Consider the following 13,118-nt stretch of genomic DNA (forward strand, 5'->3'; position numbering starts at 1 on the left):
TCACGAGTCGCGCCATAGCTCTTGCTGCACCTGGTCAGGGGTGTCAAGCGGACACGCTTTTCGTCCGCTTGACACCCCTGACCAGGTGTGGCCCGCTCTTGGTGCGGCTCGTGACGGGACCCCACCGCCAACGCGCCCACCAACGCAACCGGCAGCCGCCCTACGCAACAGGCGTGCCATCTGCCTACGGCCGGCGCTACCCCCCGATCAGATTGCCGGGGGTCTGGGGGCAGAGCCCCCAGGGGAAGCACGCAAGGCGACCAGGCCGCACGCAAAACGACCCACCCGCGAAATCGCGTCCCGCGAAATCGCGTAAGCCCCACGTAACAACCACCCGGGAACACCCCTCCCCCAGAAATGGTTGGATCCACACGTGAGGCACTTCGACCTGGTCATCATCGGCACCGGCTCCGGCAACAGCATCCCGACGGAAGCCATGGCAGGCTGGCAGATCGCCATCCTGGAAAAGGGCACCTTCGGCGGCACCTGCCTGAACGTGGGCTGCATCCCGACAAAGATGTTCGTCCACACCGCGGACCAGGCCGCAGCCCCGGCCAACGCCAAGAAACTAGGCGTGGACGCACACACGGACGCAGTCCACTGGCCAGAAATCCGCGACCGCATCTTCAACCGCATCGACCCGATCGCCGAGGGCGGCCGCAACTGGCGCGCCAACGAGAACGCGAACGTCACGGTCTTCGAGGGCACGGCCCACTTCGTCGACGCGCACACGATCGACACCGGCACCGGCGAGACCATCACCGCCGACCGGGTCGTCATCGCGGCGGGCAGCCGGCCCAGCGTCCCCGACATCGCGGACCTGGACACGACCGGTTTCCACACCAGCGACACCATCATGCGTCTCGACGAGCTGCCCGAGAGCCTGATCATCGTCGGCAGCGGTTTCATCGCGTCGGAGTTCGCGCACGTCTTCAGCAGCTTCGGCGTCAAGGTCACCGTGATCGCGCGCTCGGGCCTGTTGCTGCGCCACGAGGACCTGGAGATCGCCGAGCGCTTCACCGAGATCGCGAAGCAGAAGTGGGACGTCCGGCTGCAGCGCAAGACGACGCGCGCCGAGAAGACCGCGACCGGCGTGAAGCTGCACCTCGAAGGCCCCAACGGCGAGGAAACCGTTGAGGCGCAGCAGCTCCTCATCGCGACGGGCCGCCAGCCGAACAGCGACCTGCTCCAGGTGCAGAACGCGGGTCTCGACCAGCACCCGGACGGGCGCGTCAAGGTGGACGCGAAGCAGCGCACCAGCCAGCCGCACATCCTCGCCCTCGGCGACATCAGCTCGGACTACCAGCTCAAGCACGTCGCGAACCACGAGGCGAAGGTGGTCCAGCACAACCTGCTGAACCCCGACGACCAGATCGAGAGCGACCACCGGTTCGTTCCGGCCGCGGTGTTCTCCAACCCGCAGATCGCCAGCGTCGGTCTGACCGAGGAAGAGGCGAAGGCCAAGGAGATCCGGTACGTCACGGCGAGCCAGGCCTACGCGTCGATCGCGTACGGCTGGGCGATGGAGGACACGACCGGCTTCGCGAAGCTGATCGCGGACCCGGCGACCGGCAAGCTGCTCGGCGCGCACATCATCGGGCCGCAGGCGTCGACGGTGATCCAGCCGCTGATCCAGGCGATGAGCTTCGGGCTGGACGCGAAGTCCATGGCACGTGGGCAGTACTGGATCCACCCGGCGATGCCCGAACTGGTCGAGAACGCGCTCCTCAACCTGCCGCTGGACTGAAGGCCTTAAACGACAGGGACTTCCGCCGCTGCCCAAAACTCGCCGCACCGACCACGATGCAGCGATGACGGACAGAGTTCTGGTCGCTTACACCTCCAAGATCGCCGCCACCGACGAGATAGCCGAGATCATCGGCACCGAACTCGCCGGCTGCGGGCTGAGAGTCACCGTGCTCCCGGTCGCCGCGGCCGAGACGCTGCACGGGTTCGGTGCCGTGATCATGGGCGACGCCGCGACGCGTGACGCGCATCGGTTCGTGAGGCGGCACAAGGTTTCCCTCAAGCACACGCCGCTGTGGTTGTTCCACCGCGGTGCGCCGCCCGTGCCGAACGACGTCACGCGCATGGTTCGCAGGCTCGGTGCCAGCGGGCCGATCAGCTTCGGCGGCGCGGCACCGGACTGGGACCGCGCGAAGGCGTGGGCCCGTTACCTCGCCGACCAGCTCACGGTGCTGCACCGCGGTTTCGTGTCGAACTAGCTCTGCTGGATCCGCACGGTGTTGCCCGCCGGGTCGCGGAACACGCAGTCCCGCGCTCCCCACGGCTGGTCGGTCGGCTCCTGCACGACGTCCGCTCCGCCCGCCTGCAGCTTGTCGAACGCGCCGTCGAGATCCGGCGTGGCCAGGTTGATGAACGCGTACGAGCCGTTCTCGATCATCTCGGCGACGGCGGTGCGCTGCGCGTCGGTGAGCCCGTCCGCCATGGCCGGCGGCTCCAGCACGACGGCGGCCCCGGAACCGCTGGGCGCGACGGTGATCCAGCGCATCGTGCCCTGCCCGACGTCGGCGCGGACCTCCCAGCCGAGCAGGTCGCGGTAGAACGCCAGCGAGGCGTCGGGGTCGGTGTGCGGGAGGAACGAGGCGTGAATGCTGATGTCCATGCCACAACGCTAGGACCAGCGAGAACGCCCCGCTTCTCGATTCCTGACCAGACGGGCGTCAGACGTACCGGGGACGGCCGGCGACCATGCCCAGCACGGTCAGCGCGGCCAGCAGCACGAGCTGCAGCACGAGCGACACCGTCCACGCCCCCGTGGACTCGCGGAGCACGCCGAACGCGAACGGCCCGGAGGCGGCGATCAGGTAGCCGAGGCTCTGCGCCATGGCCGACAGCCGCGCGGTGTCCGAAGTGGACTTGGTGCGCAACGACATCATCAGCAGCGCCAGCGGGAACATGCCCATGCCGAACCCGATCAGCACCATCCAGAGCCCCGGCGCGGCGGCGGGCGCCACCAGCATGCCCAGGATTCCGGCGAACGACAGCACCCCGAGCGCCAGCACCACGGGCCCCTGGTCGGAGAACCGCGCGGCGATCGGCGGTACGAGCAGGCTCACCGGAACGCTCAGCAGCATCGACACGGCGAGCAGCAGCCCGGCGGTGTTCCTGTCGACGCCGGCGTCGACGAGCATCGCGGGCAGCCAGCCCATGACGGTGTAGGCGAACAGCGACTGCAGGCCGAAGAACACCGTGATCACCCACGCCAGCGGGCTGCGCAGCAACGAGCGCTTCTCGGCCGGCGCGGTCGAACGCACCACGGAGGCCACCGCACCGTGCCGCGCTCCGGCGAACCACACGATCACGGCACCGGCCGACAGCAGTGCCCACGCTCCGACGGCGAGGCGCCACGAGCCGAGGTAGTCCTCCAGCCGCGGCGTCAGGGCGGCGGCGAACGCGGCGCCGGCGGCGAGCGCTCCCGTGTACACGCCGGTGATCAGGCCGACCTTGTCCGGGAAGGAGGCCTTCACCACCACCGGGATCAGCACGTTGGACACCGCGATGCCCGCACACGCGACGAAGGTGCCGCCCAGCACGACCCACGGACCGTCGATCACGCGCAGCACCAGGCCGAGCGTGAGCACCCCCAGGGAAAGTCCGATCGCGCGGGCCATGCCGAGGCGGCGGCTCAACCACGGCGCCGCGAACGCCGCGAAGCCGAAGCACAGTGCCGGAACGGCGGTGAGCGCACTGGTCCAAGCGGCCGAAACGCCCAGGGCGGCGCGGACGTCGACGAGCACCGAGGCCAGACTGGTCACCGCCGGACGGAGATTCGCGGCAGCGAGGGCGACCCCGATCGCGAGCAACGCGGACCCGACCAGCGGAACGTGACGATTCTGGACAACCGTCACCCTGCGACCCCGATCGGTGGCAGGGTGGGCGGCAACAGTCGTCTGCTTCATCGTCACGCGCTTCACTATCGCAGACGTAGGATGTTCGGATGAAAGGACGACGCTGTGCCGTTGGCCACTACCCGACGGGCGGGTCTCGTCGACCAGGTGATCGAGCAGATGCGCAGCGCGATCACGACTGGTGAATGGCCCGTCGGGCAGCGCATCCCGCCCGAGCCAGAGCTGGTCACCGCGCTCGGCGTGGGGCGGAACACGGTCAGGGAGGCCGTGCGCGCGCTGTCCCACGCGGGTCTGCTGGAGGTGCGGCAGGGCGACGGGACGTTCGTCCGCGCGACCAGCGAGATCTCCGGCGCGGTCCGCCGCATGTGCGGGACCGAGCTCAAGGAGGTGCTGGAGGTCCGCCGCACCCTGGAGATGGAGGGCGCGCGCCTGGCCGCCAAGCACCGCACGGACGCCGAGCTGGCACGCCTCACCGAGCTGCTGCGCAAGCGCGACGCGGCGATGGACGGCGAGCAGTGGGCCGAGGTCGTCGAGCACGACACCGCGTTCCACGTGATGCTCGTGCAGTGCTCGCACAACACACTTCTGGCCGAGCTCTACCGGGGTTTGACCGAGGCGGTCAAAGCTTCGGTGGCGGCCTCTGTCGACACCAGCACGCCTGGTCGGGACCAGGTGTCGCACACCGGGCTGCTGGACGCGGTCCGGGACGGTGACCAGGAGAAGGCGGCGATCGAGGCGGGCGGGTTCTTCGAGGAGCTGATCGAGAAGTTCTGCTGACGAAGCTGAAAAACCGCGGACGGCGCTGTCCGCACGAGCTCATTGCGTGGGGGCCATGGAGTTCACTCCGTTCCGCATCGACATCCCGCAGGCCGAGATCAACGACCTCCGCGCCCGCCTCGCCAACACGCGGTGGCCGGAGGACGACCTGCCGGGCGTCGGCTGGTCCTACGGCGTCCCGCTGAGCTACCTGCGCCCGCTGGCCGCGCACTGGCGCGACGGGTTCGACTGGCGTGCGCACGAGGAGCGGCTGAACTCCTACCCGCAGTTCACGACCGAGATCAGCGGGCAGCGCTTCCACTTCCTGCACGTCCGCTCCCGGAACCCGGACGCGACGCCGTTGCTGCTCGTGCACGGCTGGCCGGGCTCGGTCGTCGAGTTCCTCAACGTGATCGAACCGCTGTCCGAGGACTTCCACCTGGTCATCCCGTCGCTCCCCGGCTTCGGCTTCTCGGGACCGGCGACGAAGCCCGGCTGGAACGTCCTGCGCATCGCGTGGGCGTTCTCGAAGCTCATGGAGGGCCTCGGGTACGACCGCTACGGCGCGCAGGGCGGCGACTGGGGTTCGAGCATCGCGCAGGAGATCGGCAGGGTGTTCCCCGAGCACGTCATCGGCGTGCACGTGAACATGCTGATGACGTTCCGGCCGGCCGGGGTCAGCGACCTCTCGGAGGAGGAACTGCGGTCGCTGGAGACGCTGGACCACTACCAGAAGGACCTCTCCGGCTACATGCACGTGCAGCGCACCCGGCCGCGCACCCTCGGGTACGGGCTGACGGACTCGCCGGTCGGCCAGCTGGCGTGGATCGCGGAGAAGTTCCACGACTGGACGGACAACGAGGGCACGCCCGAGGACGCGGTGGACCGCGACCAGCTGCTGGCCAACGTGTCGGTCTACTGGTTCACCGGCACGGCGGGCTCGTCGGGCGCGCTGTACAAGGAGCAGGCGGCGTACTGGGGTCAGCAGAAGCCGACGACAGTCCCGACGGGCGTCGCGGTCTTCCCGGACGACGTGAGCCTGCCGGTGCGGTCGCTGGCGGAGAAGATGATCCCGACGATCGTGCACTGGACGGAGTTCGACCGCGGCGGTCACTTCGCCGCGATGGAGGAACCGGACCTGCTGGTCCAGGACATCAGGAAGTTCTTCGAATCACTGTGAGCACAACACTTTCCACCCGCACCCTCAACCGGACGCTGCTCGCGCGGCAGATGCTGCTGCGGCGCACGGACATGCCGGTCGTGGCCGCCGTCGAACACCTCGGCGGCCTCCAGGCCCAGGCGCCGATCCCGCCGTACCTCGCGCTGTGGGCACGCCTTGAGCCGTACGACGTCGACGCGCTCAGCAAGCTCATCCTGGACCGTTCGCTGGTGCGGATGACGTTGTGGCGCGGCACCCTGCACCTCATCTCGGCCGACGACGTGTTCCTGATGCGCACCGCGTTGCAGCCGGAGCTCGACAAGTGGGCGAAGACCGTGATGCCGCCGGCCACCCGCGTCGAGATCGACCTGGCCGAGCTGGCCCGGATCGCGCGCGAGTACGTCGACTCCGAACCGCGCGCGGTCGCGGAGATCGGCACGCACCTGGCGCCGCACTTCCCCGGGGTCAGGGCGCGTGAACTCTCCACGCAGGCCCAGATGCTGGTGCCGATGGTCCAGGTGCCGCCGCGCGGGATCTGGGGCGTGGGCGGGGTGCCGCAGAACCTCGCGATGGCCACGTGGCTGGGCCGCGACCTGCCGTCCGAGGCCGCCCTGCCGGAGGTGATCACGCGCTACCTGCGGGCGTTCGGCCCGGCGACCCTCGCCGACGTGCAGGCCTGGTCGAAGCTGACAGGGCTCAAGGCCCACACGGCCGGGCTCGGCCTGGTCGAGTACCGCAACGAGGACGGCAAGGTGCTGCTCGACGTACCGGACGGCGTGATCGTGCCCGAGGACGTCCCGGCGCCCGCACGGCTGCTGCCCTCGTTCGACAACGTGCTGCTGGGGCACGCGGACCGGCGGAGGATCATGAGCGAGGACGCTCGGGCGCGGTGGGGCGCGGTGCGCAACGGCGTGTTCCCGCCGACGTTCCTCGTGGACGGGTTCGTGCACGGCACGTGGAACGTCGTGGAGTCCAAGGACACCGCGACGCTCACGATCCAGCCCTACTTCCCCACGGTGGAGGAGGACCTGGCCGACGTCGTCCGGGAGGCCAAGGCCGTGCTGAAGGTCATGGCTCCTACGAAGGAGCACGTCGTCACCGAGCGACCTGCTTGATCACGTCGAGAGCCGCGGTGATGGCGGGCCTGCGCGAGGCCTGCGTCCGCCACACCGCGTAGAGCCGCCGCGTGGGCGTGGGCCGCAGCGGTACGGCCCTGACGTTGTCCGGCACCTCCCCCCTTCCCAGCCTCGGGATCAGCGCGACCCCGATCCCCTTGGCCAGCAACGCGAACTGCGTCCGGTACTCGCTGATCCGGTACGCCACGACCGGCTCGATGCCCGCGCCGTGGAACGTCCGCTCCAGCCAGTCGAAGCAGATCGACCCCTCCGTCTGGCAGATCCACCGCTCGCCGGCGAGGTCGACCGGTTCGAGGAACTCCCTGCGCGACAACGGGTTCGAGTCGGGAACCAGCACCTCGGCGACGTCGTCGACCAGGTACGCGCGGGACAGCGGCGCCGGTACCGGCAGCGGCGTGTTCGCCCAGTCGTGCACGATCGCCAGGTCGAGCTCGCCACGGGCGACGGCCTCGGTCGCGTGGGGCGGGTCGATCTCCGTGAGCCGCACGTCGAGGGCCGGGTGCTGCTCGGCCAGGTGCACGAGGACGTCGGGCAGCAGGCCGCGGGCGGCCGTGGCGAACGCGCCGATGCACAACCGGCCGATCGCGGCACCGCGCTGTTCCTCCAGCGCGACCTCTGCCTCCTCGACCAGCTTGAGGACCTGGCCCGCGGTGTCGGCGAGCAGGCGGGCCGCGTCGGTGAGGCGGACGCCCCTGCCGTTGCGTTCCAGCAGCGTGGTGCGGGTCTCGCGTTCGAGCTTGGCGATCTGCTGCGACACGGCGGAGGGCGTGTACCCGAGCACGTCCGCGGCGGCGCCGACCGTGCCGTGCACCGCGATGGCGTGCAGAGCCTTCAGTCTTCCCAGATCGAGCATGTAGCGATGCTAAACCCAAAACCTAAGCAATCGGAACTGGTGCTAAACAGTTCGCGAGCGCAGGCTGGAGTGCATGAGTCCCCGTCACGTCCTGCTCGCCGTGCTCGTCGCCGCCATCTGGGGCTTCAACTTCGTCGTGCTCAAGGTCGGCCTCGACGAGTTCCCGCCGATCCTGTTCTCCGCGCTGCGGTTCCTCGCGGCGGCGGTGCCCGCGATCTTCTTCGTCGGACGGCCGAGGGTGGCGTGGCGCTGGATCATCTCCGTGGGGCTGGTGCTCGGCGTCGCGAAGTTCAGCTTCCTGTTCATCGGCCTCAAGGCGGGCATGCCGGCGGGCCTCGGGTCGCTGGTGCTGCAGAGCCAGGTGATCTTCACGACCCTGTTCGCGGCGGTCGTGCTGCGCGAACGTCCGAAGTCCGTGCAGATCGCCGGGATCGCGCTGGCCGTCGCGGGCATCGGCGTGATCGCGTGGGACTACGGGCTCTCGTCACCGCTGCTCGGGTTCGTGCTGCTGGTCGCCGCGGCGGCGTGCTGGGGCGTGTCGAACGTGCTGATGCGGTACGCGCGGCCGGCCGACGCGCTGCGGTTCATGGTGTGGGTGAGCGCGGTCGCGGTGCTGCCGCTGTTCGCGCTGTCGGCGCTGACCGAGGACATGAGCGCGCTCGGCCGCCTCGGCTGGGCGGGCGTCGGCGCGGTCGGGTACGTCGCGTGGATCTCGACGTTGCTCGGGTTCGCCGTGTGGGGGTTCCTGCTGCGCCAGTACGAGTCGTCGGTCGTGGCGCCCTACTCGTTGCTGGTGCCGGTGTTCGGGATGCTGTCGGCGTGGGCATTCCTCGGCGAGAACCTCACCTGGGTGCAGGCGGCGGCCGGTGGGCTCGTGCTCGCGGGGCTGGCTGTTCCGCAGTTGCTGGGGCGCCGGGCGGCACGAACGGAAGCCCCGCCGGAGCTCCTCGTTCCAGCAGGTCGATGACGGCCTTCGTGTCGAGGTGATCGGCGACCAGGTCGCCCAGCAGGTCCAGCTGGGCCTCGCGCTCGGCCTGGAAGCTCACCGCTCCCGGCACGAAGTCGCGGCCCGCGCGTTCCGCCGCCCACAGCAGGAACTTGCGGCGGAACGCGTCGTTCTCCAGCAGGCCGTGCCAGTGGGTGCCGAGAACGCGGTCGGTCTGCGCGCCCTCGTCGCCGACGAGCGGGTTCTCGGTGGTGCGGACGACCTGGCCGTGGTGGATCTCGTAGCCCGTGACGGGTTCGTCCCACGCGGTGCCCGACGGCGTGGCCAGGGTCTTGCGCGCCCGGAAGCGGATGTCGACGTCGAGCAGGCCGAGGCCGTCGACCGCGCCGCGCCCCGACTCCACGTCGTCCTCGATGTGCTTCGACAGCATCTGGAAGCCGCCGCAGATGCCGAGGACAGGGCCCGTGAAGCGCTGGATCGCTTGCGCCAGGCCGGTTTCGCGAAGCCAGGCGAGGTCGGACACGGTGGCCTTGGAGCCGGGCAGCACGACCAGGTCCGCGTCGGCCAGCCGGGACGGCTCGGTCACGAACCGCACGGACACACCGGGTTCGCAGGCCAGCGCCTCGACGTCGGTGGCGTTCGAGATGCGCGGCAGGCGGATCACGGCGACCCGCAGCCAGTCGCGGTTCGGTGGCTGCGGCCTGCCGATCACGCCATCGGCGTTGTAGGACAACGAATCCTCGGCGTCGAGCCACAGCTCCTCGCGCCACGGCAGCACACCGAGCACCGGCCGTCCGGTGAGGGCCTTCAGCTGGTGCAGGCCCGGTTCGAGCAGCCGGGCGTCACCGCGGAACTTGTTGACGACGAAGCCGGAGATCAACGCCTGGTCCGCCGCGTCCAGCACCGCGACCGTGCCGAAGAGGTGCGCGAACACGCCACCGCGGTCGATGTCGCCGACGACGAGCACCGGCAGGTTCGCCTTCGTCGCGAGGCCCATGTTCGCGATGTCGTTGGCGCGCAGGTTGATCTCGGCCGGCGAGCCCGCGCCCTCGCACACGACGACCTCGTGGTCGCGCCTGAGTTCCTCCAAAGTGGACAGAACGGTCCCGAGCAGGTGCTGCTTGCGTTCGCGGTAGCTCAGCGCCGAGACCTCGCCGACCGCCTGGCCGAGCACGACGACCTGGGACGTGCGGTCGCTGCCGGGCTTCAGCAACACCGGGTTGAAGCGGACGCTCGGTTCCTTGAACGCCGCCCGCGCCTGCACCGCCTGGGCGCGCCCGATCTCGCCGCCGTCGAGTGTGACGAACGAGTTGTTCGACATGTTCTGCGCCTTGAACGGCACGACGTCGACGCCCTGGCGTGCGAGGAACCGGCACAGACCGGCCACCAGGACGCTCTTGCCCGCGTCCGAGGTCGTCCCACAGATCAACATCGCGCCCCGCATGGACGCCAATGCTGCCATCATCACCCCCATGCTCACCGTCGTGCTCATGCACAGCCCGTTCCTCGGCCCGTCGAGCATGCGCCCGCTCGCCGACGAACTGGCCTCCGACGGGGTGGCCGTCCTGCTGGTCGACCTGCAGATGACGATCAACGAGGCACCGGTGCACCAGCGGCTGATCGGCGCTTTCGCCGACGCCCTGGAGGACTCCGGCGTCCCCGGACCGCTGGTGCTCGTGGGCCACAGCGGCGCGGGCCCGTTGCTGCCGGGCTTCGCCGACGCCCTGGAGCTGGACGTGGCGGGCCTGGTGTTCCTCGACTCCGACCTGCCGACGCCGGGCAGGGCGTGGCGCGAGACCGTCGACCCCGCGCTGGTGAACCAGGTCAAGGCGTCCGTGCGGGACGGCAAGCTGCCGCGCTGGGACCGCTGGTTCGACTCGGACCCGTTGAAGCTCGTGCCGGCCGGGCTGCGCGAGGAGATGCGCGACGAGGCCCCCGAGGTGCCGTGGGAGTTCCTGAAGGAGCAGCGCCCGGTCGTCGAGTGGTCCGGGGCGTGCGGGTACGTGCTGCTGTCGCCGGTCTACGAGGCCGCGGCCGCCCGTGCGGAGGAGCTGGGCTGGCCGGTCGAACGGGTCGAGTCGCACCACCTCGCGGCCGCGACGTCACCCTCGGCGGTCGCGGCCGCGCTGAAGTCCGTGATCAGCGGACTCTGAACCTCACCCGCGCGAGCCTGGCGGGCACGTCCAGCGGGTCACCGATCGACAGGCCGGTGATCCCGGTCTCCCGCTCGTGGCTGATGCGGCCGCGGAACGAGGAGGGCCGCAGCACCTCGACCTCCCAATCCGGCTCGGCGAAGGCGGCCCTGATGACCTCGTCGTCGACCTCCGGGCCGAAGTGCGGGCCGTCGGTGGACATGGCCAGCACGACGACGTGCCCACCCGGTTCGAGAAGCCCGGCCAGCGAACGGACGTAGGCGGCGCGGTCAGCCGCGTCGAAGATGTGGAAGAGCGCGCAGTCGAGCACGGTCGCCCACCGCCGGGCGGGGAGCTCCAGCTCGGCCGGCCGCAGCGCGTCGCCCACCACGAACCACGGCTGGACCTCCTCGGCCACGGCCTTGGCGCGGGCCAGGTCGATCGCTGCTTCGGAGATGTCCACGCCGAACGTCTCGTACCCGGCGCGGGTGAGGAAGATCGTGTTCTCCCCCGCCCCGCAGCCGAGGTCGAGCACGGGACCGGTGAACCAGCCCTCCCGCTCGGCCTGGACGACCGCCAGCTGGGGCCCGCCGATGACCCACGGGGTCACGCCCTGCGCGTAGGCGTTGTCGTAGAAGTCCTTGTTCATCAACACGGTGTCAGCTCCGGCCTCGCTGCACGACCACGCTGTTGGTGATCACCGGCGGCCCCGCGAAGACGGTGCCGACGAGGTCCGAGACCGCCTGCTTGCCCGAGGCGCCCTCGATGTGGACGTCGAGCGCCTCCTGGTCGGTGAACGTGTCGAAGATCCCGTAGGTCTCGTCGTCGATCTTCACCGCGAAGAAGCTCGTCGTTCCCGGTTCGGCGTCGAGGACGTCCTTGGAGAACGCGAAGAACCTCTCGGCCTCGGCCTGCTGGCCGGGGAGCACCTTCAGCGTCGCCCAGATGGCGAGTTCGGCCTTCGTGACGACGTCCACGACCGCGAAGAAGTGCGGCCGGAACTCGGCGACGCCCTCCCAGTACACGGCCTCGTCCTGGAAGCCGGGACGGCCGAGCAGGTCGCCGAAGCTCTCGAAGCTGTTCCAGGCGCCGAGGTTGATCACCTGGCCGCCGTCGAGGCTGCGGTGGAAGTTGATCCCGAGCAGACCGGGCGTGCCGATGGAGTCGGGCGCGTGCTTCCTGGCGAGCTCCAGCATCCGCTCCTGGTCGTCCGCGTCGACCGAGAAGACGCCGAAGTGCGCGAGCGGCGTGTCCCGCACCGAGAACCGGGTGAGGTCAGCGGGCGCGCTGAAGTCCACGGTGTACGTGCGCCTGTCGACCAGGTCGAAGCCGGCGAGCTCACCGGCGACGGACCACTCGGCGGGCACCTCCGCCGGCGGTTCGCCCGCCGCGCGCCACTGGCTGTACACGACGAACTCGCCGTCGAGCCCGGCCAGCAGGAGCGCGGCGAGGAACCCGTCGCGGCTCTTCAGCACGGACGGCAGCAGCTCGCGGGCACGCACGACGTCCGGGTTCCGCACGACGTCCTCGGGACGTCCGGCAGGCCTGCGCGGCTTCGACGACGTGCCCTGGTCCTCGGTGACCGCGCCGGCGAAGCGTTCGATCACGGTGATGACAGGCACGTCCGGGCGGACGGTCAGCACGGTTTCGGTGGTCATGGGGATCTCCTAGTCCGGGGATGTGAGTCGCACGTCCGCGACCACGCCATCGACGCTAGCCTTATTTGCTCGCGCGCGCAAACAATTTCCCTTCCGAGGCCTCCCCCAGCAGAATGGGGCGCATGGCTCACACTTCGCCCGGCATCGACGGCACCGCTCAGGACCGCGGGGCCCTGACCCAGGAGGAACAGGCGATGTGGCGCGCGCTGGGCCGCGTCGTGCAACGGCTGCCGCGCCAGCTCGACGACGCCATGATGCGGTCGACCGGGCTCACGATGACCGAGTTCTCCGTGCTGCACGTGCTGCACGAGGCGCAGGACCAGACGCTGCGCATGAGCGACCTCGCCACCAGCACCGGACTGTCGATCAGCCGGGTGAGCCGCGTGGCGCTCGCGATGGAGGGCCGCGGCTGGTGCGAGCGGCGCCGAGACGAGGAGGACGGCCGTTCGGCGCTCGCCTCACTGACCCCGGCCGGCGTGTCCGAGGTCCAGCGGGCGAAGACGCACTACAGCGACATCGCCCGGCAGCACGTCCTCGACCGCGTGCCCGCCGAGAGCCTCCACGTCCTCGCGGAGGCTCTGGCGGCCATCGCGTCCCGCCCGTGAC

At 70.1% G+C, this 13,118-nt stretch carries 13 protein-coding genes and 1 pseudogene; 8 read left to right on the forward strand and 6 right to left on the reverse strand.

The genetic code is table 11. The annotated features are described in order from the left end of the window. The first annotated feature begins 373 nt into the window (after positions 1 to 373). A complete protein-coding gene (locus ACFWN2_RS41925; protein ID WP_382436205.1) occupies positions 374 to 1,747 on the forward strand; it encodes a mycothione reductase in 1,374 nt (457 codons plus the stop codon). Between the two features lie 64 nt (positions 1,748 to 1,811). After that, positions 1,812 to 2,225 (forward strand): hypothetical protein, encoded by a 414-nt coding sequence (locus ACFWN2_RS41930; protein ID WP_382436206.1) that lies wholly within the window; start codon positions 1,812 to 1,814, stop codon positions 2,223 to 2,225. On the opposite strand, the gene ACFWN2_RS41935 is transcribed toward ACFWN2_RS41930, so the two are convergent. Beyond that, the gene (locus tag ACFWN2_RS41935) at positions 2,222 to 2,626 is read right to left on the reverse strand and encodes a VOC family protein (RefSeq protein ID WP_382436207.1); all 405 of its coding nucleotides are present in this window, start codon (positions 2,624 to 2,626) and stop codon (positions 2,222 to 2,224) included. The genes ACFWN2_RS41930 and ACFWN2_RS41935 overlap by 4 nt on opposite strands. Positions 2,627 to 2,684: 58 nt before the next feature. Then, positions 2,685 to 3,872 (reverse strand): MFS transporter, encoded by a 1,188-nt coding sequence (locus ACFWN2_RS41940; protein WP_382436209.1) that lies wholly within the window; start codon positions 3,870 to 3,872, stop codon positions 2,685 to 2,687. Between the two features lie 105 nt (positions 3,873 to 3,977). Here ACFWN2_RS41940 and ACFWN2_RS41945 point away from each other — a divergent pair, with 105 nt between their 5' ends. Genes ACFWN2_RS41945 through ACFWN2_RS41955 form a run of 3 tightly spaced genes read left to right on the forward strand, consistent with a single transcriptional unit; the run spans position 3,978 to position 6,902 of the window. Further along, a complete protein-coding gene (locus ACFWN2_RS41945; protein WP_382436210.1) occupies positions 3,978 to 4,649 on the forward strand; it encodes a FadR/GntR family transcriptional regulator in 672 nt (223 codons plus the stop codon). 55 nt (positions 4,650 to 4,704) lie between these two features. Further along, on the forward strand, positions 4,705 to 5,808 hold the full coding sequence (locus ACFWN2_RS41950; RefSeq protein ID WP_382436211.1) for an epoxide hydrolase family protein: 1,104 nt from the start codon (positions 4,705 to 4,707) through the stop codon (positions 5,806 to 5,808). After that, positions 5,805 to 6,902: a winged helix DNA-binding domain-containing protein gene (locus ACFWN2_RS41955; protein ID WP_382436213.1), complete on the forward strand. Its 1,098-nt coding sequence runs from the start codon at positions 5,805 to 5,807 to the stop codon at positions 6,900 to 6,902. The genes ACFWN2_RS41950 and ACFWN2_RS41955 overlap by 4 nt, the downstream gene beginning before the upstream one ends. Here ACFWN2_RS41955 and ACFWN2_RS41960 read toward each other — a convergent pair. Beyond that, a complete protein-coding gene (locus tag ACFWN2_RS41960) occupies positions 6,883 to 7,776 on the reverse strand; it encodes a LysR family transcriptional regulator (protein WP_382436214.1) in 894 nt (297 codons plus the stop codon). The genes ACFWN2_RS41955 and ACFWN2_RS41960 overlap by 20 nt on opposite strands. A gap of 73 nt (positions 7,777 to 7,849) precedes the next feature. Between ACFWN2_RS41960 and ACFWN2_RS41965 the strand changes: the two are divergent. After that, a pseudogene (locus ACFWN2_RS41965) lies at positions 7,850 to 8,608 on the forward strand (EamA family transporter); the annotation flags it as partial. A gap of 10 nt (positions 8,609 to 8,618) precedes the next feature. Here the strand turns inward: ACFWN2_RS41965 and ACFWN2_RS41970 are convergent. Beyond that, positions 8,619 to 10,166 (reverse strand): cobyric acid synthase, encoded by a 1,548-nt coding sequence (locus ACFWN2_RS41970; protein WP_382436298.1) that lies wholly within the window; start codon positions 10,164 to 10,166, stop codon positions 8,619 to 8,621. A 28-nt stretch (positions 10,167 to 10,194) separates the two neighbouring features. On the opposite strand from ACFWN2_RS41970, the gene ACFWN2_RS41975 reads away from it, so the two are divergent. After that, positions 10,195 to 10,875 (forward strand): hypothetical protein, encoded by a 681-nt coding sequence (locus tag ACFWN2_RS41975; RefSeq protein ID WP_382436215.1) that lies wholly within the window; start codon positions 10,195 to 10,197, stop codon positions 10,873 to 10,875. Here ACFWN2_RS41975 and ACFWN2_RS41980 read toward each other — a convergent pair. Continuing rightward, positions 10,862 to 11,503: a class I SAM-dependent methyltransferase gene (locus tag ACFWN2_RS41980; RefSeq protein WP_382436299.1), complete on the reverse strand. Its 642-nt coding sequence runs from the start codon at positions 11,501 to 11,503 to the stop codon at positions 10,862 to 10,864. The two genes, ACFWN2_RS41975 and ACFWN2_RS41980, sit on opposite strands and share 14 nt — an antisense overlap. 10 nt (positions 11,504 to 11,513) lie before the next feature. Next, entirely contained in the window at positions 11,514 to 12,512 is a 999-nt protein-coding gene (locus ACFWN2_RS41985) for a putative quinol monooxygenase (RefSeq protein WP_382436216.1), read from the reverse strand. Between the two features lie 122 nt (positions 12,513 to 12,634). Between ACFWN2_RS41985 and ACFWN2_RS41990 the strand changes: the two genes are divergently transcribed. Then, on the forward strand, positions 12,635 to 13,117 hold the full coding sequence (locus ACFWN2_RS41990) for a MarR family winged helix-turn-helix transcriptional regulator (RefSeq protein ID WP_382436217.1): 483 nt from the start codon (positions 12,635 to 12,637) through the stop codon (positions 13,115 to 13,117). The last annotated feature ends 1 nt before the right edge of the window (position 13,118 follow it).

It is taken from the genome of Lentzea sp. NPDC058436 (genome assembly GCF_042721515.1).
GTDB lineage: Bacteria > Actinomycetota > Actinomycetes > Mycobacteriales > Pseudonocardiaceae > Lentzea.